This is a genomic window from Actinokineospora lacus (assembly GCF_053813445.1).
Genome location: NZ_JBQERA010000001.1, coordinates 52,654 through 77,209, shown reverse-complemented (window position 1 = coordinate 77,209; position 24,556 = coordinate 52,654). Strand labels below are relative to the sequence as shown.

Genomic DNA, 24,556 nt, shown 5'->3' with positions numbered 1-24,556 from the left:
ACAGGGTGAGCTGATCAATTGATGGCCAAGTGACTTGAGAGGACAGTCGATGGGCAAGCTGGGTCGTGTGGGGGCCGCGCTCGCGGCGACCGCGCTGCTGGTGGGGACGGCCGCGCTGCCCGCGGTGGCCGAGGCCGCCAAGGGGCGCCTGGACAAGGACAACAAGGTCGAGGGCGTCGGCCTGAACATCGTCGGGCGCGATGGCGCCTACCAGGCATCGCTGCTCCATTTGGACATGCACGGTGGCGGCCACCTGAAGGTCTACTGTGTAGAGATCAACGTGGGCGCGACCGACCAGCAGGACATGGTCGAGGTCCCGTGGGACGGCTACCCCAACGCCAACTCCCCGTTCCACGTCAACCGCGGCAAGCTCAACTGGGTGCTGCACCACGGCTTCCCGGTCAAGAACATCGCGGAGCTGAACAAGCTGGACCTCGGGTGGAGCCAGGACGGCCTTGAGCAGCACGAGGCAGTCTCCGCCACCCAGGCCGCGATCTGGCACTTCAGCGACGGCGTCGAGCTGGACAAGGACGACCCGTCCGATCGCGACGACGCCAACCAGGACATCTGGGCGCTCTACGAGTACCTGACCACCGAGGCCGTCGACCAGGGCATGCAGCCGACCCCGGTGCTGGAGATCAACCCCGAGACCGTCGAGGGCGAGACCGGTGAGCTGGTGGGCCCGTTCACCGTCACCACCAACGGCCAGATCACCAAGATCCTGGGCGAGCTGCCCGAGGGTGTCCAGCTGACCGACGCCGACGGCAACGAGGTCAAGGTCACCGACATCGACGACGGCACCAAGCTGTTCCTCAAGATCCCGGCTGACGCCGAGGCGGGCAACGGCACCTTCGGGCTGACCACGCTGTCCAAGGTGGACGTCGGACGCCTGTTCGTCGGCGAGGACTACGCCAAGCACCCCGCGCAGTCGCTGATCGTCGCCCAGTCCGCCGAGACCAAGGTCGAGGCCATGGCCAAGGGCGTCTGGTCCGTCGCGCGGACCGTGCCGCCGACCACCACCACGGCCACCACCGTGCCGACGACGACCACCGCGCCGGTCACCACCGCGCCGCCGACGACCACCTCGGTGGCCCCGGCGCCGGTCCCGAGTGACGAGCTGCCCAACACCGGCGCCAGCATCCTGGTGCCGATCCTGGTGGGCCTCGGCCTGCTGGGCGCGGGTGCGGGCGCGCTGATCTACCAGCGCCGCCGCAAGTCCGCCGCGTAGCCAATCGCGTCCCCGAGTCCCCGTCCGGTCATCCGGGCGGGGACTCGGGCGTTTACGGTCGGACCGTGACCGATGTGGCCGCCCCGCACTGGCTCCGCGAACTGCTGACGCAGAACCCGGTCCCCATTCCCTGGAAGCGCGCCATCCGCGCCGCGATAGCGCTTGCCGGGCCGATCGCGGTCGGGCTGGCGCTGGGACACGGGCAGATCGGCGTGCTCGTCTCCATCGGCGCGCTGTGCGTGACCTTCGCCGACGCCGATGGGCCCTACGGCTACCGAGCGCAGCGCATAGGCGCCGCCGCGCTGCTGGGCACGCTCGGCTACCTGCTGGGCACGCTCGTCGAGCCCGCGTGGCTGCTGCTGGTCGTGATCGCGGCGGTCTCGGCGTTCATCAGCGCGGCGGGCAGCACCGCGTCCATGGCGGGGCTGCAACTGCTCGTGTTCGCCGTCGTCGGGACCGGGCAGGCCGCCGACCCCTGGTTGGCCACCGGCTGCTTCGCCGCGGGCGCCCTGCTGGCCGCCGCGCTCGCCCTGGCGGCGTGGCCGGTGAGCGGAGCCGCGGTGGAACGCGACGCCGTCGCCGCGGTCTACGAGGAGCTGGCCGCGATGCTCGCCGCCAGTGGCACCGAGCAGGCCCGCGAGGCCCGCCGCGGCCTCACCAGCGCCCTCGACCGCGCCTACGACGCCCTGCTGGAGGCCCGTTCCCGGCTGGCGGGCCGCGACCGCTCGTACCGGCGGCTGTTCGTCCTGCTGACCGAGACCACGCCGGCCATCGAGGCCGCCGTCGCCCTGGTCAACGCGAGCCGCCCCGCGCCGCCCGCGGTCGCCTCGTACCTGTTCGACGCCGCCCTGCGCATCCGGGTCCGCGAGCCGCTGGCCGAGCCGCCCGAGGCCCCGGCGGACGCCGGTCCCGCCGTGCGCCAACTGCACGCGGGCCTGCGCGCGGTCGCGGAGTTCCGCCGCGGCGACGACGACACCGACCACCGCGCCGACGCCCGTCCGCTGGGCGAGCGGGTCCGACAGTGGTGGGACACCGTCGCGCTGGGCGCGGTCACGTGGTCTTTGGTGCTGCGCCTGGCGCTCTGCGTCGGGCTGGCTGTGCTGGCGGGGGAGCTGTTGCCGCTGGAGCACTCGTTCTGGGTGCCGCTGACCGTGGCGATCGTGCTCAAGCCGGACTTCGGGTCGGTGTTCGGGCGGGCGGTGCTGCGCGGGCTGGGCACGGTCGCGGGGGTGCTGCTGGGCGCCGCGGTGCTGGCCATCGATCCGAGCCCGTGGCTGCTGGTCCTCATCGTCGCCGTGGTGGCCATCGGGCTGCCGATCGGGCAGGTGCGCAACTACGGCATGTTCAGCACGTTCGTCACCCCGCTGGTGATCGTGCAGCTCGACCTGGCCAACGCGGGCGAGTGGGGCCTGGTCGGCGCCCGGCTGCTGGACACCGCGCTGGGCTGCGTGATCGTGCTGGTCTTCGGCTACCTGCTGTGGCCGGGCGCGCGCAGGCCCCGGGTCGGCGCGGACCTCGCCGACGCCCTCGACCTGCTCGCCGACTACCTCGGCGACGCCCTGGGGCCCGAGCCGCGGGAGCGCTCGACGCTGCGCCGGGCCTGCTACCGGGCGCTGGCCGACCTGCGCACGGTGTTCCAGCAGTCGCTCGTCGAGCCCTTCCGCGCGGGCCGCCAGGCGGCGGCGTGGTGGCCGGTGATCATGACGATGGAGCGGCTGACCGACGCGGTCACCGGGGCGGTGCTGGCCGCGGCCCGCGATGGGCGGGCCGATCCCGCCGCCGTCGCGGCCCTGGCCGCCGCGGTCCGCGACACCGCCGCGTCGGTGCGCGCGCAGCGCAAGCCCCTAGAGGGTGAATTACCCGCTGAACCGCCGCTGACCAGGGTTTCCGCCGAGATCTCCGCGGTGCGGGCCGTGCTGCGCGGGCCCGGGCTCGCCGACTCGCGCGTTCCTGGGGAATGAGTAGGTTGGGCCGCGCGGCATGGGCTGCGCGAGCGCGGTTGGGTACCCTGCCCAAGGGCTCGCCGGAGTGCGGAGGAGTTTGACGATGGGCATTGACTTCAACGAGCTGAAGAAGAAGGCCGAGGGGCTCGTCGAGGAGCACGGCGACAAGATCGAGCAGGGCGTGGAGAAGGCCGGGGAGTTCGCCAAGGGCAAGTTCGGCCACGACGAGAAGGTCGACCAGGTGGTGGACAAGATCCAGGACATGATCCCGGACAAGCCAGGTAACCAGGCGTGAGTTCGGAACCGATCACGCCGGAGCGGGCGGTCGAGGCTGCCCGCTCCGCTGTCGTGCACACCTGGCAGGGCGCCGACCCGCCGCGGCTGGAGTCGGTGCGCGTGCTCATCGGCGGTGCGCGGCTGCGCGCCTACGGCAGGCTCGTCGCGGCCGCGGACCCGCAGATCGGGGCGGAGGCCTACAGCGCCTCGTTCGAGGCGTCGGTCGACAAGGGCGACGCCGCCGGACGGGTGCTGCTGCGCACCACGACCGCCGAGCACGAGCGGCAGATGTCGCTCAGCCGCAGCGAGGACGGCCTCTGGCTCCTCGACCAGGGCAACAGCTCCCAGCGCGCGGATTTCGACGGCGCGGTCACCGTGGACGTCCTCGGCGCGGTCACCTTCGCCACGCTGCCGGTGCGCCACCTCGGCCTGCACCGCTCGGCGGGGGAGTTCGAGATCCCGGTGGTGTCGGTGTCGCTGCCTGACCTGTCCGTGACCGTCGTGCGGCACCTCTACCGCACGGTGGCCCTCGATGACGACGGCGCCACGATCGCCCTCACCCGCGGCGGCGCGACCACGGAGATCCGCATCGACAACGACGGCATCGTGGTCGACTACCCGGGTGTCGCCCGGCGACTCTGACGAGTACGCGCTGTTTCGTTGAAGTTTCGGAGGGTGACGTATAGTCTGATGGTTGCTCTGGGAGCGCTCCCTGTTGATCACCACCGCTCAATCATCGGGAGAACGGAACCCCTCCATGCGTATGCGCAGTACCTCCAGGTCGGCCACCAGGCGGGGCATCACCGCCCTGGTCCTCACCCTGCTGGCCAGCATGTTCCTCTGGACCCCCACGGCCTCGGCGCACGGGACCATCGTCAGTCCCGCCACCCGCGCCTACCAGTGCCACCAGGCTTGGGGCAGCCAGCACATGAACCCCATCATGCAGCAGCAAGACCCCATGTGCTGGCAGGCGTGGCAGTCCAACTCCGACACCATGTGGAACTGGATGAGCGCGCTGCGGGACGGGCTTCGCGGCAACTTCCAGGGGGCCACCCCCGACGGAACGCTGTGCAGCAACAACCTCTCGCGCAACAACGCCCTGAACACCCCCGGCCAGTGGCGGATGACCAACGTCGGCAGCAACTTCACGATGCGGCTGTTCGACCAGGCCAGCCACGGTGCCGACTATTTCCGGGTCTACGTCAGCAAGAACGGGTTCAACCCCGCCACCCAGCGCCTTGGTTGGGGCAACCTCGACTTCATCACGCAGACCGGCCGGTACGCCCCGGCGCAGAACATCTCGTTCAACATCCAGACCAATGGCTCCTACCGGGGCCACCACGTGGTGTTCACGATTTGGCAGGCGTCGCACCTGGACCAGGCCTACATGTGGTGCAGTGACGTGAACTTCGGCTAGTCCGGCTCGATTCGGGAAGTGCCGGCCCGGCGCGGGTCCTCCTGCGCCGGGCCGGCTTTTCCCTGTTTGGCGGCGATCGGTTTCGCCCTGAGTGAACCCCCGAAAATCCAGCGGCCATCGAACGCGCGTTCGAGTATCGTCAAAATCGGAACGAAGACTCCGATTGCCGGGAGGCGACGATGCGCACCGCGGGATTCACCCGACCTCGAACGGCGTGTACGACACCGCGAACGCCGAGCGCGGGTCCACCCCGACCGCCCGCACCTCGACACTGTGCCTGCCCGGGGGCAGCTCGGTGGTGTCCACCGCGATCCGCCACGTCCCGCCCACGCCCGGCCCGTCGGCCACTGTCGGGATGCCCGCCAGCCGGTTGCGGTCCAACCACACCTCCACCCCGGCCACCCCCGCGAGTTCGCCGCCCAGCAGCTGGCCGCCCATGCCGTCGAGGGTCACCTCCAACACCAGCCGTCCGCGCGGGACCCGGGTCCCCTCGGTGAGCGCTCTGCCCGCGGCGTCCAGCAGCACCGCGCTCGGGCGGGCCAGCGCCGGTCGGGTGCGGTCTTGCGGGCTGTCCTGCCGTGGCGGCGCGGGCAGGGCCGCGCCTGGGCGGGGGACCAGCTCCAGGGTCGCGGCCAGCACCCGGGTCGGCGCGCGCCCCGGGTGCTGGGGCCCGCGCACGCGCAGGGGCAGGGTGCGCCCGTCGGCGCGCAGGACGAGGGCGTCCGCGGGCAGCTCCGCGACCAGGGGGTAGCGCACGCCGCGGGCGAGCCGCTGGCCCGCGACCGCGGGGACGGTGGGGTACTGTCTGCCGCCGATCTCCACGGAGTAGACGTCGTCGGCGGGGTCGTCGGGGCGGTTCTGCGGGACGAGGGTCAGCAGCAGGCGGGCGCCGGTCACGTCGGCCACCCTGGCCCCGCCGGAGGGCGTGTGCGCGGTATGGCTGGGGGCGACGACCTGGCCGGGGTCCAGGGCGGGTGCGGGCATCAGGGGAGGAGTGGCCGTGGGCGCGCCCTGGTAGCCGACGAAGTCGACGGCGGCGCGCACCTCCGCGCGGCCCGCGGTCATGCCGACGACCGCGGTCGCCTCCCGCCAGGCGGGCACGACGTCGCCCGCGCCGACGACGGACCCCTCGCGCAGCACCCGGACGCCGTCGGTGTGCAGCACGACCTCCCAGCGCACGGTGACGCCGATCCCGGCGGAGGGCGCCGGCGCGATCCGCACCGGCGTGCCCCTGCGCGGGGTGCGCGGGCCGACGAGGACCTGGACCGTGGTCGGCTCCGCGCCCGCGTGGGTGGCGATCCGGACGCGGATCGTGCCGGGGGGCAGGGACTGGTCATCCTGGGCTTTGCCCGGGGTGCCCGTCTTGGCGGTGGCTGCCGAGCCGCCGACCTGGTCGACCTGGCCGGGGACGAGGTCGATCAGCAGTTCGCCCGCGAGGCCGGGCTGGTCGGTGTCGATGACGAAGCGGCCCAGTTCGCCGGGGCCGTTGGTGAGCTTGAGAGGAGTGCGTGCTGACAAAGAGACCGGTTCACTGCCGCACTGGGCGGTGACGACCAGGCGCCGGGCGTCCGCGCCGGTGCCGGGAGAGGCGGTGCCACACCTGGACGTGCTGGTGAAGCGCCAGCGGGTCGGGTGGGGGGCGTTGTCGTCGAACTCGTCGGCGAAGGTCCAGTCGTCGGCCGGGCGCGGTTCGGGGGTGCCCTGGTTGACGGTGGCCAGGGAGCGCTGGCCGTACTTGCCGACGCTGCGGACTTCCACGGCGTACTGCCTGCCGTTCTCCAGGCCGTCGAGCTGGGTCGTGGGCAGGGCGACGAGCCGGACCTGGTCGTTCCAGCGGACCTCGTAGCCCGCGGCGTCGGAGACCGTGCCCCAGGTGAGGTTGAGCCTGCTCGGCCCAGGGGTGACGGTGAGGCTGTCGGGCTGCGTCGGCGCGCGGTCCGGGCCGGGGACGACCACGCCTTCGCGGGCGTAGTCGGCGACCGTGGTCTGGGGGGCGGGGACCGGTGCGGGGCTGGTGCTGGTGTCCGCGGGCGTGCGGAGCAGGACCACGGCCGCGCCGATCACCACCACGGAGGCGCCCGCGACGGCTAAGCGACGGGGCCGGGGGGTGGGGGGCGGGGCGGGGGGGTGATCCACCGGGCCACGGTAAATGCAGTGCGGTGTGGGTCACAATGGTGTTGCCGAGCCGAGACCTGCGCCGACGTGGGTGTGAGCTGGGGTTTTCGGCCCGCCCGGGGGCCTGAGGACCAGCGGGGCGCTCGCCGAGGGGCCTGCGCGGCCGGCTGCTCGCCGACGACCTCGCCCGCGCCGGGAGCCAAGAATGCCGTGCTGCCCAACGCCTGCCTGGCGGCCACTGGTCGACCGTGAACAGCGCCGCTGTCGACCGTGAGCAGGAAGCAGGGCCGATGCGGTCTTGATCGCGCGGTTGCTGGTCGGGGTCTGCGGGTCAGGGGTCCGGGAGTTCGCCTTGGGCGGTGTCGGCTTCCAGGGCGGTGATGCGGCCGCCCGCGGTGCCCAGGTCGCGGAGGTCTTCCACCGCGTCGGGGGCGGTGAGGGAGATGGTGACCGGGCAGGTGGGGGACGTGCGGTGGCTGTCCAGGGCGGCTCGGGAGCTGTTGCCCGCCATGATGGTGGCGCGCAGCGAGCCGGTCGAGGCCAGGGCGCCCCGGGCGGCGCCCAGGCGGCCCAGGGCGTCGTCGACGGCGTCGAGGAGGGCGTGGCGGTTGCCCTCGCACATGGCCAGGACCAGCTCCGGGCGGGTGCCCGCCACGCGGGTGCCGTCGGTGAAGCTGCCCGCGGCCAGAGCCAGGGCGAGTGGGCCGCCGTCGTTGCCGCAGGCGGCCAGGATCGAGGCCAGCACGTGGGGGAGGTGGGAGATGCGGCCCACCGCGTCGTCGTGGGCGGCGGAGGTGGTGGGGACGACGTGGGCGCCGCAGGACAGGGCCAGTTCGGCGACCTCGCGCCACAGGGCCAGGTCGGTGTCGTCGTCGACGGTCACCACCCAGGCGGCGTTGGCGAACAGCTCGGCCGAGCCCGCCGACCAGCCGGAGACCGACTTGCCCGCCATCGGGTGGCCGCCGACGAAGGGGGAGTCCGGGGCCAGGCGGGCCACCGCGGCGGCCACCGGTCCCTTGACGCTGGTCACGTCGGTGAGGGGGCAGGCCGGGGCCAGGGCGACCACCCGGCGCAGGACCTCGTCCAGGGCGGGAAGGGGGACGGCCAGGACGATCAGCGCGTCCTCCTCCGCCGCGCGGCGCAGGGCCATGTCGACGTCGGTGACGGTGAAGCCGTCGGCGACGGCGGCGCTGCTGTCGGCCTCCGAGGCCGTGGCCCCCCAGGCCCGCCTCCCGGTGGCGGCGACCGCCCGCAGCACCGATCCGCCGATGAGGCCCAGTCCGATCACGCACACCGCCCGCATGACCCCGAATCCTCTCACCGCGGGAACGACCGCGGGTGCTGAGGTGTTGGCTCTGGTGTGTCTGGAATTTCCGTGCCGCTGTCCGTTCTCGATCTCGCGCCCGTCGCCAGCGGGTCCAGTGAGACCGCCGCTCTGCGCAACAGCCTCGACCTCGCCCGGGTGACCGAGCGGCTGGGCTTCCACCGGTACTGGGTGGCCGAGCACCACAACATGCCCGGGATCGCCAGTTCGGCGCCCGCGGTGCTGCTCGCGCACATCGCGATGGCGACCACGACGTTGCGGGTGGGCAGTGGCGGGGTGATGTTGCCGAACCATCCGCCGTTGATCGTCGCCGAGCAGTTCGGGATGCTGGAGGCGCTGCACCCCGGGCGGGTCGACCTGGGGATCGGGCGGGCGCCGGGCACCGACCCGGTGACGGCGCGGGCGCTGCGGCGGACCACCGGGCCGCTGTCGGCCGACGACTTCCCCGAGCAGCTCGCCGAGCTGGCCAACTACTTCACCGGCCGCGACGACCGGGGCGTCACCGCCGTCCCCGCGCTGGGCAACCAGCCCGCGATCTGGCTGCTCGGCTCCAGCGGCTACAGCGCCCAGGTCGCCGGGATGCTCGGGCTGCCCTTCGCCTTCGCCCACCACTTCAGCGCCGAGAACACCCTGCCCGCGCTGCGGCTCTACCGCGAGCGGTTCCGCCCCTCCGCCGTCCTGCGGGAGCCATACGCCATGGTCGCCGCCTCGGTCATCTGCGCCGACGACGACGCCACCGCCCACGAGCTGGCCCGGCCCGCCGCGCTGCAGTTCCTGCAGCTGCGCAAGGGAACTCCCGGCCGGATGCCCTCGCCCGCCGAGACCGACGCCTACCCCTACACCGACGTCGACCGGATCTTCATCGAGGACCGCATGTCCACCCAGATCGTCGGCGGGCCCGAGACCGTCGAGGCGGGCATCGCCGACCTCCTGCGCGCGACCGCCGCCGACGAGCTGATGATCACGACCAACGTCTACGACCACGGCGACCGCGTCCGCAGCTATGAGCACGTCGCGCGGATCAAGAAAACCGCGGAGTCCCTGGTGACCAGGGCATAAAGGGGACCCCGCGCACCTGCCAGAGCCCACTTATCCTTGCTGCCTTCCGGCCCTGGGGAGGTTCATGGGATGCGCACCGCGCGGGGTCCGATGTCAGTGTACCGATGGGATCAGGCGACGCCGCACGAGGCGGTCGGCGTGCCCGGCGTGCCCGTGCCGGTGAAGCCGAACGTGGTCGACGCGCCCGCGCCCAGGGCGCCGTTGTAGGTCAGGTTCCTGGCGGTGACCTGGCTGCCGCTGGTGGTCACCGCGGCGTTCCACGACTGGGAGATGCGCTCGCCGCCGCCGAAGGTCCAGGCGACGGTCCACCGGCTGATGGCGCTGGCGCCCGCGGTCACCCGCACCTCGACCTGGAACCCGCCGGACCACTGGTTGATGACCCGGTAGTCGGCCGTGCAGCCGCCGGGCGGCGGCGGACCGGTGGTCGTAGTGGTGGTGGTCGTCGTCGTGGATGTCGGCACCGTGCCGCCCATCCCCGCGACGCTGCCGTCGTAGGCGGGCTTGCGCTGGTAGCTCTCGTTCCACACCAGGGCGGCCCCCTGGCCGGGGAACACGTCCGGAATCCAGGAGAACTTGTCGGTGATGCCCCAGATCGTCACGCCGACGCACCGGGTCACGGCGAAGCAGGCGGCGAACACCTTCTGGTAGTCGGCGCGCTGGGTGGCCAGCTTCGCCGCGTCGGACGGGGTCTGCATCCGGATGTCCAGCTCGGTGATCGCGACGTCCACCCCGAGGTTGGCGAAGCGCTCCAGGTTCTGCTGGAAGGTGCCCGGCACCTGGTTGATGATCAGGTGAGCCTGGAAGCCGACCCCGTCGATCGGCACGCCCTGCTGCTTGAACTGCTGCACCAGGTTGAAGATCGCGGTGCTCTTGCTGTTGACCGCGTCGGTGCTGTAGTCGTTGATGTACAGCTTGGCCGAGGGGTCCGCGGCGCGGGCCGCGCGGAAGGCGTCGGCGATGTAGCCGTCGCCGAGCTTCAGCTGCCAGAACGACTGGCGGCGGCTGCCGTTGTCCTCGAACGCCTCGTTCACCACGTCCCAGTGCGCGATGCGGCCCTTGTAGCGGGTCATCACCGTGGTGATGTGGTCGATCATGACCTGGCGCAGTTCGGTGGCCGAGAGGTTCTGCACCCACGTCGGCGTCTGGCTGTGCCAGACCAGGGTGTGGCCGCGCACCATTTGGCCGTTCGCCTCGGCGCGCCGCATCACCGCGTCGGCGGCCGCCCAGTTGTACTGCCCGCGCGTGGGCTGCAGGGCTTCCCACTTCATCGCATTCTCGGCCGTCACCGAATTGAATTCGGTGTCGAGGATCGTGCCGTAACTGCCATCGCTGACCCTATTGGGGTCCACGGCGGTTCCGACATACCTGCCCTTGGCCTCGGCGATGCCGCCGAGGCCGGTGGCTGCGGCACTCGTTCCCGGCGCGGCCAGGGCCAGCAGGGCGGCGGTCGTGGCCGCGACGCTGGACGCAGCAGTGGCGGCTGCCCAGCGCCGGGTGAATAACTTCCGGAAAGACACGGGTTTCTCCTGTTCCGCACGAACGACATTGTCAGCGGAGCGTGGAGCCGCCCATCGCCCTGGCCGGCTGGTCCCATCCCACAGTTTCGATAACTTCCACCAATTGTCGAAACCTGGGTCATGATAACCAATTGGGAGCGCTTCCGGAACTACTCGGGCTTACGCTTGTCCAGCTCGGTGGCTTCCTCCGGCGTCGGCGCCGTCCCACCCAGGTGGGCGGGCAGCCACCAGCGGTCGCCATCGCCCGCGGGCTCGTCCGGGTAGGCGCGCTGGACGGTGTCCAGGAGGGCGGACATCCTGGTCCGCAAGTCTTTCGTGAGCATGTCGTGGTCGTCGTCCACCGTGGGGCGCGTCGGCTCGCCCGCAAGGATGGTGACGGGCACGTGCCGCTTCGTCAGCTCGCGCTTGCGGCCCTTGGTCCACAGGCGCTGCGTCCCCCACAGCGCCATCGGCACGAGCGGGACGCCCGCCTCGGCGGCCATCCGCACGGCGCCGGTCTTAATGTCCTTGACGGTGAACGAGCGGCTGATCGTGGCCTCGGGGAACACCCCGACGACCTCACCGGAGCGCAGGGCGTCGAGCGCTGCCTGGTAGGACTGCGCGCCCGCGCCGCGGTCGACGGAGATGTGGTGCATCCCGCGCATCAGCGGCCCGGCGACGCGGTTGGCGAAGATCTGCCGTTTCGCCATGAAGCGCACGAGGCGCCTGGCGGGCTGGGCGCCCATCCCGCAGAAGAGGAAGTCCAGGTAGCTGACGTGGTTGCAGGCGATCACCGCGCCGCCGGTGGCCGGGATGTGCTCGGCTCCCCGGATGTCGAGTCGCACATCCAGCAGGCGGAACGCCGTCTTCGCGGCGAGGACGACGGGCGGGTAGACCAGTTCGGCCACAGGCACTCCACTGACGGTGTCGGCAAGTGCCCGAACTGTCCACCACGCGCCGTCGCCCCGCAATGTGACCTGGGTCGTGCGGCGCGACCGCCTAGCTGGCGATGACGCGGATCTTGTCCGCCTGCGGGCCCTTGGGGCCCTGCACGACGTCGAACTCGACGCGCTGGTTCTCCTCAAGGGAGCGGTACCCGGTCGCCTCGATGGCGGAGAAGTGCGCGAACACGTCCGGACCGTCGTCCTGTTGGATGAACCCGAAGCCCTTTTCGGAGTTGAACCACTTGACCGTTCCAGTTGCCACGTTTTCATCCTTCGCGTCGAGCAGTGACTGTGCGAACTCTATTGGACCACTCCGACAGCCGTTCTCCCACAGTGCCGGATTCCTTTGCATGTGTTGCCCAGGTGAACCCGTTCCATGCACGGTTGGCGGGTGGAGCCGACGATCTCGCGCAGCACCGCCGTGGCAGCCGACGCCGACCTGGTCTGGTCGCTGGTCACCGACCTGCCCGGGATGGCCCGATTCAGCCCGGAGAACGTCGGCGGGCAGTGGGTCGACGGCGCCACCGGGCCCGCGGTGGGCGCCCGCTTCCGCGGCACCAACCGCAACGGCGCGCGGGAGTGGTGGACCAGGGTGCTGGTCGTGGAGTGCGAGCCGACCCGCCGCTTCACCTTCGACGTGCGCACGCCGTTCGGGGTGCGGGTGTCGCGCTGGTCCTACGAGATCACCCCGACCGACACCGGCTGCGTGCTGACCGAGCACTGGTTCCGCGTCGGCAGCTGGTTCATCCGCCGGTTCATGGGTCCCCGGGTGACCGGCCGCGCCGACCGGCCGGGGTTCAACACCGAGTCCATCGAGCACACCCTCGCCGCGGTGAAGGCCCACGCCGAGGCGGCCTAGCGCAGGCCGACAGCCGCGCCCTTGCTACGGGGTGAACGCCGCCACGGCCGCGTTCTTGACTACGTCGGAAAGCACGCCGGTTCCGCCGAACAGGTCGAGGACCGCGGGCGCGGTGGCGGTCGTGCCCGCGTGGTCGTCGAGGAACTGGCGGGTCTCCGCGCTCAGCGTGGCGCTCTGGGCCAGCAGCAGCGGCTCGCCGTAGATGGCGAGGGTGCTGGTGGCGGCCAGGGCGTCGGGGAAGTCCATCCCGTTGGCGATCGCGGCGCCCGCGCCGACCAGCGAGCCGCCCTCGACGTAGTACCTCCGCGCGAGCAGCGTCGCGGTCTCGAACCGGTTCCGGCCGACGAAGCGCTCGGCCAGGCTGGTGGCGCCGAAGGCCGTGACGGCCGCGCGGTCGGCGGCGCCGCCCGCGGTGACCAGGTTCCACCGCCCGAACTGCGCGCGGCGCGCGACGGCGAAGTCCCGGGTGACCGCGGGCATGGTGGTGTTGTTGGTGAACAGCAGGACCGACGTGCCCGTCCCGCGGTTGAGGTAGGCGGCGGTGCTGCCCGCGGCGAGGGCGTCGGGGAAGTCCATCCCGGTGGTGACGAAGAAGTCGCTCGTGGCGGGCATCGCCTCGGCGATCCTGATGGCCGTCTCGAAGCGGTTCGCCCCGGCGAGGCGCTGGGGCGCGTAGCCCAGCGACCTGAGCCTGGTCTCGACGCCCGCGGACAGCGAACCCGTCCCGCCGAGCAGGTAGACCGTCGCGCCCTTGGCCAGTACCCGCTCGATCTCCGCCTGCACGCTCGGCAGCAGGACGGTCGGGGAGGTCAGCAGCAGCGGCGCGTTGACGTGCGTGGCGAACGGCCCGCCCGCGAGCGCGTCGGGGAAGGCGTCACCGCGGGCCAGCACGACCGCGCCCGCGAGGAACTCCGGCTTCACGTCGGGGTCGCCCGCGCTCGCCCACGTGCTCAGCGACGCGCACACGGCGGTGTCGTACCGGTTCGCGCCCGCGTACCGCAGTGCCTGGACCACGGCGCCCTTGTCCGCGCCCCGGCAGGTCGCCGGGGTGTCGGCCGACGCGGTCGGCGCGCCGACCGCCAGGCCGCCGACGGCGATGACCGCGGCCAGCACGGTGGCGCCTGCCCGGCCACGGGGGCGACGTCGGCTGAGCATGGTGCCTCTCAATCCTTGGTACGGAAGACAAAGCGCCGGGCGGGGCCCGGTTCCGACCCCGCCCGGCGCTCTCGCGAGAACTTACGAAACCGGCGTGAAGGCCGTGAAGGCGGCGTCCGCGACCGGGGTGGAGATCACTCCGGTGCCACCGAGGATGTCGAGGTAGGCCATGGCGGGGTTGCCCTCGGCGTCGGTGACCGTGCCCGCGTGGGCCTGCAGGAACTGGCGGGTGGGCGCGCTCAGGACGGTGGCCTGCGTGAGCAGCAGCGGCTGGGCGAAGCGGGCGAGCATGGCGGTCCCGGCCAGCGCGTCGGGGAAGTCCATCCCGTTGGCCAGGCCCGCGCCCGCGCCGACGAGGCCGATCTCGTCGGTGTAGATCTCCTGGGCGATCATCCGGGCCGTCTCGAACCGGTTGGCCCCGGCGAAGCGCAGCGCGAGGTTGTCGGCGCCGAAGGCGTTGGCCGCCGCCTGGTCGGCCGCGCCGCCCGCGGTGAACACGACCGCGCCGCCGAGCTGCGCGGCCCGGTCGTAGACGAAGTTCTCCGTGATCGCGGGCATCGTCGTGTTGTTGGTGAACAGCAGCACGTACGGCAGGGTCGCCGGGTCGTTGTCCACCCGCGCCCCCAGCGTCAGGGTCGCGGCGGCACCGCCTGCGGCCAGCGCGTCGGGGAAGCCCATGCCCGTGGTGACGAAGAAGTTGCTCGTCGCGGGCAGCGCCTGGGCGACCTTGATCGCCGTCTCGAAGCGGTTGGCGCCCGCGATGCGGGTGGTCTTGAAGCCCGCCGAGGTGAGCGCGGTGTTGACGCCCGCGGACAGGGAGCCGGTGCCGCCGAGCAGGTGGACGGTCCCGCCGGGGGCCAGCACGCGCTGGATCTCGGCCTTGACGTTCGGCAGCAGGGCCGTCGGGCTGGTCAGCAGCAGGGGGCCGTTGACGTGCGTGGCGAGCGGACCACCGGCGAGCGCGTCGGGGAAGGCGTCGCCGCGGGCCAGGACGACGGCGTTCGCCTTCGCCAGGCCCGCGTTGTTGTTGTGCGCGCCCCAAGACCAGTAGGAGGCGCAAACCGCGGTCTCGTAACGGTTCCCGCCCGCGTACCGGAACGCGGTGACGTCGGCGTTCTCCCGGCTGTAGAGGCAGTCCTGCGGCGGGACGGCCATCGACTGCCGCGCCAGCCTGCGCTGGCCCGGCTTCTCGCTGTGGAGGCGGGCGGCCTTGACCAGGTCGCTGAGCTCGTCGGCCTGCGCCGCGGTGAAGGTCTTCGGGGCCTCGGCGGCCGCGACGGTCGTGGTGGCGGTGAACGCGCCACACGCCAGGACGGCGGTCAGCAGGGCAGCGCCGAGCGCGCGGGATCCTCTGATGAGCATGTGTGTGTTGGTTCCTTTCCCCAGATCGAATGGCTCGCGGCCGGAAGGCCCCCGATGCGTCGGCCGCGGAGTCGGGGACAGTCTGCAAGACGACGCCCGGGTTTACCAGGGGTTTGGACAATCCGGGCGTGAAGACCGGATGTATTCCCGGTCTCGTTTCCCGGGGGCGCCGGGCAGGGCTCAGGGCCGCGCTTCGGGCCCCCGTGCTGAGCCGCCGTCCCGCCGTCGGGTACCCTCTCCGGCGGAGGATTCGCATAGTGGCCTAGTGCGCACGATTGGAAATCGTGTTGGGTGTAAAAGCCCTCGCGGGTTCAAATCCCGCATCCTCCGCCACCAAGACGCCGGTCGGGCCCGACCGGCGTCTTGTCTTTTCTCAGCCCGCGACGCGGCGGCGGTCGGGGAGCAGGTCGGCGTGGTCGGCGGCGGCCTGGCCCGCGCCCCAGCCGCTGGGGCTGCTGACGGTGCCGCGCCTGGTGCGGATGCCCGGGAACAGGGCGGCGTAGGTCTCCTCCACGACGTGGTGGCGGCGGGCCAGGACCGGCAGCGCGCGGGCGTCGGTGACAGTCGCGGTCGCCAGGTCGAGGCGGGTGCGGATGCGGTGGGCGTAGCCGGTCAGGAAGGCGTTGCGGTAGGCGCGGGTGCGGCCGGGGGCGGCGGCGAGCGCGCGGGTGGCCTGGACGGTCAGCGACGCCGACAGGACGGCGACGATCTCCAGGTCGGTCTCGTGCCCGACCAGCACGACGCAGCCCAGCTTGGGGTAGAACACCGCGCGGCAGCGGTTGGCGCAGGCCACGGCGTCGACCAATTGCGCCTTGGCCGAGAGGTACGGCTGCTCCAGCCAGATCCGGCTCGCGGCGGCGCGCTGCGGGCGCTCGTCCAGGGCGGCCTCGGCGAAGGCGTGCCGGGCCATCAGCTCCTGCGCCTTGCCCGAGAGCGCCTCCGCCTCCTGCGGGTACGCCGTCGACTCGGCCTTGGCCAGCAGCGCCCGGACCCGCGCCAGCACGCGGGGTTCCACGCCCGCGATCTCCGACGGCCCGGGACGGCCCGGCGGCGGCAGCAGGGCGGGCAGCGCGGGCAGGCCCGCGAACACCGCGAGCACGTCGACCACCCGGTCCACCGCCTCGGCCAGCGGCACCCGGGCGCGCGCGGCCCACTGCGGCAGGTGCGGCTCCCCCCGGCGCCACCACACCGACGCCAGCTCGCGGGACTCGGCCAGCCAGCGCGGGTGCAGGTGCGCCGCGGGGTGGCGGGCGGTGTCGGCGGCGACGGCGTCCAACGCGAGGTCGGCGACGTGGCGGGGCACCGCGGCGGCGACGTCGGCGGGCGTCCAGCCGCGGTCCCACAGCTCGCCCAGCGCCCTGGTCAACGCCGCGGCCACCGCCGCCCCGACGGCGGCCGGGCCGTGGTCGGCCACGTCGCGCACATGGACCGGGCCGCCGCGGGCCCTGGCCAGGGCGGCCGCGCCGAGGCGGGCGGCCAACAGCGCCGCGGAGACCCGGTCCGCTCGATCATGTGTTCGCATGGCGACATCATGCCCGGGGCGACCGACATTTATCGACCACCCGTTCGATGAAAAACGCCCGCCGCCCCGGTCAGGGGCGGCGGGCGTCGTCGAGAGCCGCGATCAGTCCTCGTCGGCGGCGTGGTCCGGCTTGCCCGGGTTCGGGTCGCGGGCCAGGTCGATCAGGGGGTGCACCTCGGCGCCCTCCGGGGCACGGTGCTTGCCCGGCCGGTCGTCGTTCGACACGTCGTCCTCCACACTCCAGCCGGCCTCCCCCGAGTCCGGTCAGGCGGAGGCTACCCGCGGTGGCCCCGCACAAACTCGGTGATTCCGTCGACAGTGATGGGCAACGCATCGGAGATGACCTCGTGCCCGCCTGCGGTGACGATCAGGTCGTCCTCAATGCGCACGCCGATGCCGCGCAGCTCCGGCGGCACGGTGAGGTCGTTGGGGTGGAAGTACAGGCCGGGCTCGACGGTCAGCGCCATTCCCGGCTCCAGCTTCGCCTCGTGGTAGGCCTCTGCGCGCGAGGCCGCGCAGTCGTGCACGTCCAGGCCGAGGAAGTGGCCGACGCCGCAGACGATGTAGCGGCGGTGGTGCTGTCCGTCAGGGTCCAGGGACTTCTCCACGGAGGCGGGCAGCAGGCCCCAGTCGTGCAGGCCCTCGGCGAGCACGCGCATGGCGGTGTGGTGGAAGGCGCGGTAGTCCGCGCCCGGCCGGACCTCGGCCATCGCCTTGACGTGGGCGTCGTGGACCAGCTCGTACACCTGGCGCTGGGCCGGGCTGAACTCCCCGCCCACCGGGAAGGTCCGGGTGACGTCAGCGGTGTAGAGAGTGTCCAGCTCAACGCCCGCGTCCAGCAGCAGCAGGCCGTCCTCGGGCACCGGCCCGTCGCAGCGGGTCCAGTGCAGCACCGGCGCGTGCGGCCCGGCGGCGACGATCGAGGCGTAGCCCGGGCCGTTGCCCGCGGTGCGCGCCCGCCGGTCGAAGGTGCCCTGCAGCCACCGCTCCCCGCCGCCGCGCACCGCGGTGTCGAGCTCGCGCGCGACGTCGGCGAACCCGAGCACGGTCGCGTCGACCGCGGCGCGCAGCTGGCCGACCTCCCAGTCGTCCTTGATCCGGCGCAGCTCGGCCAGCGTGGTCCGCAGCTCGGCGCTGTGGCCGTCCACGAGCGAGTCCAGGACGGGTTCGACGCCCTTGGCGGCCAGCACCTCGGGCAGTCGACCGCGCAGCGACCGCGCCAACCCCTCCAGCGGCAGGCACACCAGCCCCAGCGCCGCCGACCACTCGGCCAGCCCCGGCGCCGCGCCGATCCACAGCTCCCCGTCGCGGGCGTTGGCGAAGAAGTCCGCCTCGTCCGGTCCCGCGGGCTCCCGCAGGTGCAGCACCGCGTCGTGCCCGTCACCCACCGGGTGCATGACCAGGACGGCGCCCTCGGCGTAGCACCCGGTCAGCCAGGCGAAGTCACTGTCGGCGCGGAAGGCGTAGTCGGTGTCGTTGGCCCGCACCGGCGCCCGCCCGGCCGCCACCGCGATCCGCTTGCCGGGAAACGCCCGCGACAGCCGCTCCCGGTGCGCCGCCGCGGCCTCCGCCGCCCCCTCGACGACCCGCACCCGCCGGTCGGCAGGCCCCCAGTCGTCCCGCACGAAGTCGCGAAACCCCGGCGCTGCCACCAAATTCGACGGATCACGTCGAGCTGGGCGGTCGCTCATACCCACTCCTCACCTGGTCGGGACACCCCCGCACTGTAGAAGGGTGTGCCGTTGGGTCCGCACAAAAGACCCCCACCACAGGCGCGGGATCTTGGGAGCCCACGCCTGCCGGATCTGTTGACACGATCCGGACGCCCTGACGATCTTGGGAAAGTGACCGGTAACCGTCGAAGGATCGCCCCCGCCGCCGTCGTCGTGCGCTCACCCGTGGCCGGGTCACGCCACGCCCGACCTGGGCTCCGCGCAGCCTCGCGTGCACGCGCCCGCGCGGGCAGGAAAACCGACTGGACGGCCGTGGCCGCCATCCTCACCGCCCTGGCCGTCGCGGGCGCCACCATGTTCACCGGCCTGTCCCTCAGCGCCACCCGCGACCAAGTCACCGTCGCCCAACAACAGAACGCGGTGGCACAGCAACAACACCAGCTCACCGAGCAAGGCCAGTACACCGACCGGTTCACCAAGGCCGTCGAACTACTCGACCACACCGGCCCCGAATACCTCCAGGCCCGCTTCGGCGGCATCTACGCCCTCGAACGCCTCGCCCGCGACTCCCCCCGCGACCAACCCACCATCATCGAAGTCCTCGCCGCCTTCATCCGCACCACCAGCCCCAACACCAACCCCGACAAGCCACGCCCCATCACCGACGACACCCAAGCCGCACTCACCGTCCTCGGCCGCCGCAACCCCGACCAAGACAACAACACCCGCATCGACCTGCGTGAGACGAACCTGTTCGAGGCGAACCTGAGCCGGGCGAACCTGTTCGGGGCGGACCTGCGCTGGGCGGACCTGACCGGGGCGGACCTGGGCAGGGCGGACCTGACCGGGGCAGTAATCGAGGGGGCTCAGGGACTGCCGACCAAATGATCCGGTGACATCGCCCGTACAGGACCACCTTGGCTGGACCGACGACAGAACGCCGGTTGCCTGATCATCAGGCAACCGGCGTTCTGGCAGTTCATGGCGGTGGCGGTGGGATTTGAACCCACGGACGGGGGTTGCCCGTCACGCGCTTTCGAGGCGCGCTCCTTCGGCCGCTCGGACACGCCACCGCCGATGAGGGTACAGAGCGGCGTGTCCGTGGATGTGGGCGGGTCAGCGCTTGTCGAACTTGTCCTTGATGTCCTGGACGGAGCCCTGGGCGCGGTCACGCAGGTCGTGGCCCGTCTCCTTGACCTCGCCGCGAGTCTGGTCGGCCTTGCCGGAGGCTTCCATGTCCTCGTTGTCGGTGGCCTTGCCCATCTTCTCCTTGGCCTGGCCGAGAGCCTGCTCGGCCTTGTCCTTGGCCTTGTCCATCATGCTCATGTGACGCTCCTCCCGCTAAGGGTTGTTCCCCTCGCCGAAGGGGTGTCCAGCGGATGGCCTACACCCAACATTTCTGTGACAAGGGTCACATGGATGCGAAGAAGTCGACCAGCAGCGCCGCGCACTCCGGAGCGAGCACACCCCCTGTGACCTGCGGTCGGTGCGTGAGCCGCCGGTCGCGCACCACGTCCCACAGCGAGCCGACCGCGCCCGTCTTGGGCTCCCACGCCCCGAAGACCACCCGCGACACCCGGGCCAGCACCAGCGCGCCCGCGCACATCGTGCACGGCTCGACCGTGACCGCCAGCGTGCAGCCCGCCAGCCGCCACCCGTCCCCGTACGCCGACGCCGCCGCCCGCAGCGCCAGCACCTCGGCGTGCGCGGTCGGGTCCCCGGTCGCCTCCCGGGCGTTGCACGCCTCGGCCAGCACGCGGCCGTCCGGGGCGAGCACGACGGCCCCGATCGGCACGTCGCCGGTGGCCGGTGCGCGCCGGGCGGCCCCCAGCGCCAGGCGGATCATGTCCTCGGGCGTCACTGGAGGATGGTGTCCAGGTGCTTGGCGTACTCGTCGGCGAAACCGAGCCGCTGGGCGATCATCTGCAGCTGCTCGTCCGGGTAGAGGTCCACCTCGCCGACGATCACCCGCAGCTCGGCGGCGGGCAGGCCCAGGTCGGCGAGGACGTCGAGGGAGCCCTCCGGCCACACCTCGTCGACGTCCTCGGGCGGGTCGACGCGCAGCACGTCCAGGGTGTCGGCGGCGATGTCGTAGTCCAGGGCGGCGGCGGAGTCGGAGAGCAGCAGCGCGATGCCGCCGGGGCTGGGGCGCAGCACGATGAAGAACTCGTCGTCCACGGCGAGCAGCCCGAAGACCGCCCCGGTGGACCTGATCCGGCGCAACTCCGTGATCGCCGAGTCCAGTTCGGTCAGCGCGGAGGCGTCCATCGCCGCGCAGCGCCACCGCCCGTCCTCGCGGACCACGGCCACCCCGAACCCCGACACCTGCTCGGCCATGTGCACACGGTATTCCGCCAGGGGATTCGGTGCCAGTATCGAGGAATGACGACACCGCTGACGGATGATCCCAGGTTCACCGGCCTGCGAAAAGCCGCCCACGCCCTCCAGCCGCGGACCGTGGCGCTGCGCAGGCAGCTGCACCGCCACCCCGAGCAGGGGCTCGCCCTCCCGCGCACCCAGCGGGCCGTCCTCGACGCCCTCAGCGGCCTCGACCTGCGCGTGACCACGGGCACGGCGGTGGGCTCGGTCGTCGCGGTCCTCGATGGCGCCAGGCCCGGTCCCGCGGTCCTGCTGCGCGGCGACATGGACGCGCTCCCCCTTCAGGAGGACACCGGCCTGCCGTTCGCCTCCGAAGTGGACGGTTCCATGCACGCGTGCGGGCACGACTCCCACACCGCGATGCTGGCCTCCGCCGCCCGCCTCCTGCACGAGCGCCGCGCGGATTTGGCGGGCCAGGTGGTGTTCATGTTCCAGCCCGGCGAGGAAGGCCACCACGGCGCGCGGCACATGTTGGAAGAGGGCGTGCTCGATGCGGCGGACTCCCCGGTCACCCGGGCGTTCGCGCTGCACATCACGTCCAAGGAGGAGTCCGGCATCCTGCGGTGCAGGCGCGGCCCGCTGATGGCCAGCGCCAACATGTTCACCATCCGGGTCACCGGCCGGGGCGGCCACGCCTCCATGCCCTCCGACGCGGTGGACCCGATCCCCGCGGCGGCGGCGATGGTGGGCGCGATGCAGACCGTGCTCACCCGGCGGATCAGCGTCTTCGAGCCCGCCGTCCTCACCATCGCCCGGATCACGGCGGGGACCACGTCGAACATCATCCCCGAGACCGCCGAACTGGAAGGCACCCTGCGGACGCTGTCAGAGCAGACCCGCAAGACGATGCTCACTGAAATCCCGCGCGTCTGCGAGCACATCGCCGCCGCCCACGGCTGCACGGTCACCTTCGACTTCCCACCCGGCTACCCCGTCTCGGTCAACGACGACACCGTGGCCGACCGCGTCCTGGACTTGGCCGCAGCCGTCCTGGGCCCCCACTACTCCTCCCCCATGCCCAACCCCCTGATGGGCGCCGAGGACTGGTCCTACGTACTGGAGCGCGTCCCGGGCGCCATGGCCTTCCTCGGCGCCTGCACCCCTGGCACCACCCCAGCCGACGCCGCCCCCAACCACTCCAACCGCGTCGTGTTCGACGAGTCCGCCTTCCCCCACGGCGTCACCGCCTACGCCGCCTTCGCCCTGGACACCCTGCGCTAGGGCCTGTCCTCAAACCCCGTCAACCACCATCCACAGACCGGCGAGTTGTCCACAACCCGCCGGTAACCCCGCTGCCGCGCGGTCCACCGCCGATAGACTGGAGCGGGGCTGCCCCCCTGGGAGTGGCGGGGGATGTCCGGAGGGCGTTTGCGGCTGGCCGCGAAATTTCTGGTGGGTCTGGGCGGGCTTGTCGGTGGTGGGCGGTTGGTCATTCGGTGGGGTGACGGTGGCGTCTTTGGTCGGTGGGTTGATGACGCGTGGGGTATGTGGGAGCGGTTCGAGAGGGGTGGGAGTCGCGGTTCGGGGGGAGTGGCGGGGGGCGTTGGATCGTCGGTGGGGACGAGTAGGGTCGTGGTGTGGCGCTCGCCCTTTACCGCAAGTACCGGCCGGCGACCTTCGCCGAGGTCGTTGGGCAGGAACACGTCACTGTCCCGCTTCGCACGGCGTTGGCCGCCAAGCGGGTCAACCACGCCTATCTGTTCTCCGGGCCGCGTGGGTGTGGCAAGACGTCCAGTGCGCGGATTCTCGCGCGGTCGCTCAACTGCTCGCAGGGGCCTACCGACGAGCCCTGCGGCACCTGTGACTCCTGCGTCTCGCTCGCCCCCAACGGGCCGGGCAACGTCGATGTCGTGGAGCTGGACGCGGCCAGCCACGGTGGTGTGGACGACGCCCGCGAGCTGCGGGACCGGGCGTTCTACGCGCCCGCCCAGTCGCGCTACCGCGTCTTCATCGTCGACGAGGCGCACATGGTCACCACGCAGGGGTTCAACGCCCTGCTGAAGATCGTGGAAGAGCCGCCGGAGCACCTGGTCTTCATCTTCGCCACGACCGAGCCGGAGAAGGTGCTGCCGACCATCCGGTCGCGCACCCACCACTACCCGTTCCGCCTGATCCCGCCCGGCGCGATGCGCGACCTGCTGGAGCGCAACTGCGCCGCCGAGGGCGCCGTCATCGAGCAGGCGGTGTTCCCCCTGGTCATCCGCGCGGGCGGGGGGTCGGCTCGGGACACCCAGTCCGTGCTCGACCAGCTCTTGGCCGGCGCCGGGCCCGAGGGCGTGACCTACGAGCGCGCCGTCTCCCTGCTCGGCGTCACCGACGCGGCGCTGATCGATGACATGGTCGAGGCCCTGGCCGCCGCCGACGCCGCCGCCGTGTACGGCACGGTCGACGCGCTGGTGGAGGCGGGCCACGACCCGCGCCGCTTCGCCGCCGACCTGCTCGACCGCCTCCGCGACCTGGTCCTGCTGCGCGCCGTCCCCGACGCCGCCACCCGCGGCCTGGTCAGCGCCCCCGGCGACCAGCTCGACAAGATGGTCAGCCAGGCCCAGCGCCTCGGCCCGGCCGCCCTGACCCGCTACGCCGAGATCGTCCACACCGGCCTCGTCGACATGCGCGGCGCCACCGCCCCCCGCCTGCTGCTGGAACTGCTGTGCGCCCGCATGCTCCTGCCCGGCGCCGTGCCGACTGACGCCGCCGCCGACTCCGCGGTGCTGCAGCGCCTTGAGCAGCTCGAAGCCCGGGTGACCGCCGCCCCCGGCCAGCCTGCCCGCCCGGCAGGCGCGACCCCGCCGTCCCGGGAAGCGCAGGCCGCGCCGTCCCGGGAAACCCGGCCTGCCGCCGCGACCCCGCCGCAGAGAGACGCCCAGGCCCGGGACGCTCACCCGACCGCCGGGCCCCCGCCGGAGCGAGATGCCCAGGCGGCCACCCCGCCCGCCAGGGAAGCGCCCGCCCGCCGCGAACCCGACCCGGCTCCCGCGCGCCAGCAGTACACCCGCCCCTCGGCCCGCCCGGCCGACGGCCGACCCGCCAACCGCCCCACCGACCCGCAGGCCGCCGAGCCCCGCCAGTCCGAGAGCCCCGCGGCGCCTGCGGCTGGGCACCCGGGCTCACCCGAGCCGGAAACCGCCGCGGACCCGTCCGCCCTCGGCACGATGGACGCCGCCGCCTTCCGCCGGATCTGGCCCGAGGTGCTCTCCGCGGTCCGCGCCACGGCCACCAGCCGCAGCACCCACGCGATGCTCCTCCCCGCCGCGGTGCACGCGGTCGAGGGCTCCACGGTCGTCATCGGCCACCCCGCGGCCCCCCTCGCCGCCCGCCTCTCCGAGCCCCGCAACGCCGAGGCCATCGCCCAGGCGATCACCTCCGTCGTCGGCGGCGCCTGGCAGGTCCGCTGCGTCCACGCCGCCCCGGGCGCCTCGGCCGCCGCCACCGCCCGCCAGAGCCAGCCGCCCACCCGGCAGTCCACGACCTCCTCGCGCCCGGCCGACTCACCGCAACGCCGCTACGTCCCGGCCGCCGACCTCCCCCCGGAGCCCCCGCCCGAGCCGGACCTCCCCCCGGAACCCGAGGACGAGGAGGAACTCCTCGCCGAGGCGGCCCGCAACCCCAGCCCGGAGTCCGACGGCACCCCCCGCGCCGACCCGGAGGAGGCCATGCTCCAACTCCTGGCCGAGAAACTGGGCGCCAAGCCGGTCGACTGACCGGCCGCACGCTGTCAAAGACCCCTGCCGAGCTTGAGGTCGCGCTCGATTGGCTCGGAAGCGGATTGATGCGCGTGCGCATCGGGTCGTGGGACACCACCGC

General features: G+C 72.6%; 23 protein-coding genes, 2 tRNA genes and 1 other RNA gene. 11 read left to right on the top strand and 15 right to left on the bottom strand.

Features of this window, described 5'->3' with window-relative positions; all coding sequences use genetic code 11:
* The first annotated feature begins 49 nt into the window (after positions 1 to 49).
* The 5 genes from ACTG9Q_RS00400 (at position 50) to ACTG9Q_RS00380 (ending at position 4,864) form a co-directional block, all read left to right on the top strand.
* Complete coding sequence (locus ACTG9Q_RS00400; RefSeq protein ID WP_455570520.1) at positions 50 to 1,228, top strand: Cys-Gln thioester bond-forming surface protein; 1,179 nt, start codon at positions 50 to 52, stop codon at positions 1,226 to 1,228.
* A 65-nt stretch (positions 1,229 to 1,293) separates the two neighbouring features.
* Positions 1,294 to 3,189 (top strand): FUSC family protein, encoded by a 1,896-nt coding sequence (locus ACTG9Q_RS00395; protein ID WP_455570519.1) that lies wholly within the window; start codon positions 1,294 to 1,296, stop codon positions 3,187 to 3,189.
* Between the two features lie 85 nt (positions 3,190 to 3,274).
* Positions 3,275 to 3,466, top strand: coding sequence for an antitoxin (locus tag ACTG9Q_RS00390; RefSeq protein ID WP_455570518.1), 192 nt, complete (start codon positions 3,275 to 3,277; stop codon positions 3,464 to 3,466).
* Positions 3,463 to 4,089 carry a putative glycolipid-binding domain-containing protein gene (locus ACTG9Q_RS00385; RefSeq protein WP_455570517.1) on the top strand — a complete coding sequence of 209 codons (627 nt, stop codon included), beginning with the start codon at positions 3,463 to 3,465 and terminating at the stop codon, positions 4,087 to 4,089. The genes ACTG9Q_RS00390 and ACTG9Q_RS00385 overlap by 4 nt, the downstream gene beginning before the upstream one ends.
* A 115-nt stretch (positions 4,090 to 4,204) precedes the next feature.
* A complete protein-coding gene (locus ACTG9Q_RS00380; protein WP_455570516.1) occupies positions 4,205 to 4,864 on the top strand; it encodes a lytic polysaccharide monooxygenase auxiliary activity family 9 protein in 660 nt (219 codons plus the stop codon).
* Positions 4,865 to 5,059: 195 nt separating this feature from the next.
* On the opposite strand, the gene ACTG9Q_RS00375 is transcribed toward ACTG9Q_RS00380, so the two are convergent.
* The gene (locus ACTG9Q_RS00375) at positions 5,060 to 7,000 is read right to left on the bottom strand and encodes a hypothetical protein (RefSeq protein ID WP_455570515.1); all 1,941 of its coding nucleotides are present in this window, start codon (positions 6,998 to 7,000) and stop codon (positions 5,060 to 5,062) included.
* Between the two features lie 310 nt (positions 7,001 to 7,310).
* Positions 7,311 to 8,282: a prephenate dehydrogenase gene (locus ACTG9Q_RS00370; protein WP_455570514.1), complete on the bottom strand. Its 972-nt coding sequence runs from the start codon at positions 8,280 to 8,282 to the stop codon at positions 7,311 to 7,313.
* A gap of 66 nt (positions 8,283 to 8,348) precedes the next feature.
* Here ACTG9Q_RS00370 and ACTG9Q_RS00365 point away from each other — a divergent pair, with 66 nt between their 5' ends.
* On the top strand, positions 8,349 to 9,362 hold the full coding sequence (locus ACTG9Q_RS00365; protein WP_455571285.1) for an LLM class flavin-dependent oxidoreductase: 1,014 nt from the start codon (positions 8,349 to 8,351) through the stop codon (positions 9,360 to 9,362).
* Here the strand turns inward: ACTG9Q_RS00365 and ffs are convergent.
* From ffs to ACTG9Q_RS00345, 4 genes are all read right to left on the bottom strand, one after another.
* Positions 9,359 to 9,455: signal recognition particle sRNA small type (gene ffs, locus ACTG9Q_RS00360), an RNA gene on the bottom strand. The two genes, ACTG9Q_RS00365 and ffs, sit on opposite strands and share 4 nt — an antisense overlap.
* Positions 9,456 to 9,472: 17 nt before the next feature.
* Positions 9,473 to 10,879: an endo-1,4-beta-xylanase gene (locus ACTG9Q_RS00355; RefSeq protein ID WP_455570513.1), complete on the bottom strand. Its 1,407-nt coding sequence runs from the start codon at positions 10,877 to 10,879 to the stop codon at positions 9,473 to 9,475.
* Between the two features lie 149 nt (positions 10,880 to 11,028).
* On the bottom strand, positions 11,029 to 11,766 hold the full coding sequence (locus ACTG9Q_RS00350; protein WP_455570512.1) for a lysophospholipid acyltransferase family protein: 738 nt from the start codon (positions 11,764 to 11,766) through the stop codon (positions 11,029 to 11,031).
* A gap of 91 nt (positions 11,767 to 11,857) precedes the next feature.
* Positions 11,858 to 12,064 carry a cold-shock protein gene (locus tag ACTG9Q_RS00345; RefSeq protein WP_455570510.1) on the bottom strand — a complete coding sequence of 69 codons (207 nt, stop codon included), beginning with the start codon at positions 12,062 to 12,064 and terminating at the stop codon, positions 11,858 to 11,860.
* Positions 12,065 to 12,193: 129 nt separating this feature from the next.
* On the opposite strand from ACTG9Q_RS00345, the gene ACTG9Q_RS00340 reads away from it, so the two are divergent.
* Positions 12,194 to 12,661, top strand: a complete 468-nt coding sequence (locus ACTG9Q_RS00340; protein ID WP_455570509.1) for an SRPBCC family protein — start codon at positions 12,194 to 12,196, stop codon at positions 12,659 to 12,661.
* Positions 12,662 to 12,685: 24 nt separating this feature from the next.
* Here the strand turns inward: ACTG9Q_RS00340 and ACTG9Q_RS00335 are convergent, their stop codons facing one another.
* On the bottom strand, positions 12,686 to 13,816 hold the full coding sequence (locus ACTG9Q_RS00335; protein ID WP_455570508.1) for a cell wall-binding repeat-containing protein: 1,131 nt from the start codon (positions 13,814 to 13,816) through the stop codon (positions 12,686 to 12,688).
* Positions 13,817 to 13,897: 81 nt separating this feature from the next.
* On the bottom strand, positions 13,898 to 15,178 hold the full coding sequence (locus tag ACTG9Q_RS00330) for a cell wall-binding repeat-containing protein (protein WP_455570507.1): 1,281 nt from the start codon (positions 15,176 to 15,178) through the stop codon (positions 13,898 to 13,900).
* A gap of 243 nt (positions 15,179 to 15,421) precedes the next feature.
* On the opposite strand from ACTG9Q_RS00330, the gene ACTG9Q_RS00325 reads away from it, so the two are divergent.
* Positions 15,422 to 15,511, top strand: a tRNA-Ser gene (locus tag ACTG9Q_RS00325).
* A 40-nt stretch (positions 15,512 to 15,551) separates the two neighbouring features.
* On the opposite strand, the gene ACTG9Q_RS00320 is transcribed toward ACTG9Q_RS00325, so the two are convergent.
* From ACTG9Q_RS00320 to ACTG9Q_RS00310, 3 genes are all read right to left on the bottom strand, one after another.
* Positions 15,552 to 16,700 (bottom strand): DUF2786 domain-containing protein, encoded by a 1,149-nt coding sequence (locus ACTG9Q_RS00320; protein WP_455570506.1) that lies wholly within the window; start codon positions 16,698 to 16,700, stop codon positions 15,552 to 15,554.
* A gap of 102 nt (positions 16,701 to 16,802) precedes the next feature.
* Positions 16,803 to 16,925, bottom strand: coding sequence for a hypothetical protein (locus ACTG9Q_RS00315; RefSeq protein ID WP_455570505.1), 123 nt, complete (start codon positions 16,923 to 16,925; stop codon positions 16,803 to 16,805).
* Between the two features lie 50 nt (positions 16,926 to 16,975).
* On the bottom strand, positions 16,976 to 18,325 hold the full coding sequence (locus ACTG9Q_RS00310) for an aminopeptidase P family protein (RefSeq protein ID WP_455570504.1): 1,350 nt from the start codon (positions 18,323 to 18,325) through the stop codon (positions 16,976 to 16,978).
* A 360-nt stretch (positions 18,326 to 18,685) separates the two neighbouring features.
* On the opposite strand from ACTG9Q_RS00310, the gene ACTG9Q_RS00305 reads away from it, so the two are divergent.
* Positions 18,686 to 19,261, top strand: coding sequence for a pentapeptide repeat-containing protein (locus tag ACTG9Q_RS00305; RefSeq protein ID WP_455570503.1), 576 nt, complete (start codon positions 18,686 to 18,688; stop codon positions 19,259 to 19,261).
* A 94-nt stretch (positions 19,262 to 19,355) separates the two neighbouring features.
* On the opposite strand, the gene ACTG9Q_RS00300 is transcribed toward ACTG9Q_RS00305, so the two are convergent.
* From ACTG9Q_RS00300 to ACTG9Q_RS00285, 4 genes are all read right to left on the bottom strand, one after another.
* Positions 19,356 to 19,446, bottom strand: a tRNA-Ser gene (locus ACTG9Q_RS00300).
* Between the two features lie 43 nt (positions 19,447 to 19,489).
* Complete coding sequence (locus tag ACTG9Q_RS00295; RefSeq protein WP_455570502.1) at positions 19,490 to 19,699, bottom strand: CsbD family protein; 210 nt, start codon at positions 19,697 to 19,699, stop codon at positions 19,490 to 19,492.
* Between the two features lie 85 nt (positions 19,700 to 19,784).
* Positions 19,785 to 20,219: a nucleoside deaminase gene (locus tag ACTG9Q_RS00290; protein ID WP_455571284.1), complete on the bottom strand. Its 435-nt coding sequence runs from the start codon at positions 20,217 to 20,219 to the stop codon at positions 19,785 to 19,787.
* Between the two features lie 11 nt (positions 20,220 to 20,230).
* On the bottom strand, positions 20,231 to 20,716 hold the full coding sequence (locus tag ACTG9Q_RS00285) for a tRNA adenosine deaminase-associated protein (RefSeq protein ID WP_455570501.1): 486 nt from the start codon (positions 20,714 to 20,716) through the stop codon (positions 20,231 to 20,233).
* A 39-nt stretch (positions 20,717 to 20,755) separates the two neighbouring features.
* On the opposite strand from ACTG9Q_RS00285, the gene ACTG9Q_RS00280 reads away from it, so the two are divergent.
* Both ACTG9Q_RS00280 and ACTG9Q_RS00275 read left to right on the top strand, forming a co-directional pair.
* Positions 20,756 to 21,973 carry a M20 metallopeptidase family protein gene (locus ACTG9Q_RS00280; protein ID WP_455570500.1) on the top strand — a complete coding sequence of 406 codons (1,218 nt, stop codon included), beginning with the start codon at positions 20,756 to 20,758 and terminating at the stop codon, positions 21,971 to 21,973.
* A gap of 356 nt (positions 21,974 to 22,329) precedes the next feature.
* Positions 22,330 to 24,453 carry a DNA polymerase III subunit gamma and tau gene (locus tag ACTG9Q_RS00275; RefSeq protein ID WP_455570499.1) on the top strand — a complete coding sequence of 708 codons (2,124 nt, stop codon included), beginning with the start codon at positions 22,330 to 22,332 and terminating at the stop codon, positions 24,451 to 24,453.
* Positions 24,454 to 24,556 lie beyond the last annotated feature (103 nt).

Coding starts and splice junctions, on each gene's coding strand:
- ACTG9Q_RS00400 (WP_455570520.1), top strand. CDS start 50: ATGGGCAAGCTGGGTCGTGTGGGGGCCGCGCTCGCGGCGACCGCGCTG.
- ACTG9Q_RS00390 (WP_455570518.1), top strand. CDS start 3,275: ATGGGCATTGACTTCAACGAGCTGAAGAAGAAGGCCGAGGGGCTCGTC.
- ACTG9Q_RS00380 (WP_455570516.1), top strand. CDS start 4,205: ATGCGTATGCGCAGTACCTCCAGGTCGGCCACCAGGCGGGGCATCACC.
- ACTG9Q_RS00370 (WP_455570514.1), bottom strand. CDS start 8,282: ATGCGGGCGGTGTGCGTGATCGGACTGGGCCTCATCGGCGGATCGGTG.
- ACTG9Q_RS00335 (WP_455570508.1), bottom strand. CDS start 13,816: ATGCTCAGCCGACGTCGCCCCCGTGGCCGGGCAGGCGCCACCGTGCTG.
- ACTG9Q_RS00330 (WP_455570507.1), bottom strand. CDS start 15,178: ATGCTCATCAGAGGATCCCGCGCGCTCGGCGCTGCCCTGCTGACCGCC.
- ACTG9Q_RS00320 (WP_455570506.1), bottom strand. CDS start 16,700: ATGCGAACACATGATCGAGCGGACCGGGTCTCCGCGGCGCTGTTGGCC.
- ACTG9Q_RS00295 (WP_455570502.1), bottom strand. CDS start 19,699: ATGAGCATGATGGACAAGGCCAAGGACAAGGCCGAGCAGGCTCTCGGC.
- ACTG9Q_RS00290 (WP_455571284.1), bottom strand. CDS start 20,219: ATGATCCGCCTGGCGCTGGGGGCCGCCCGGCGCGCACCGGCCACCGGC.
- ACTG9Q_RS00280 (WP_455570500.1), top strand. CDS start 20,756: ATGACGACACCGCTGACGGATGATCCCAGGTTCACCGGCCTGCGAAAA.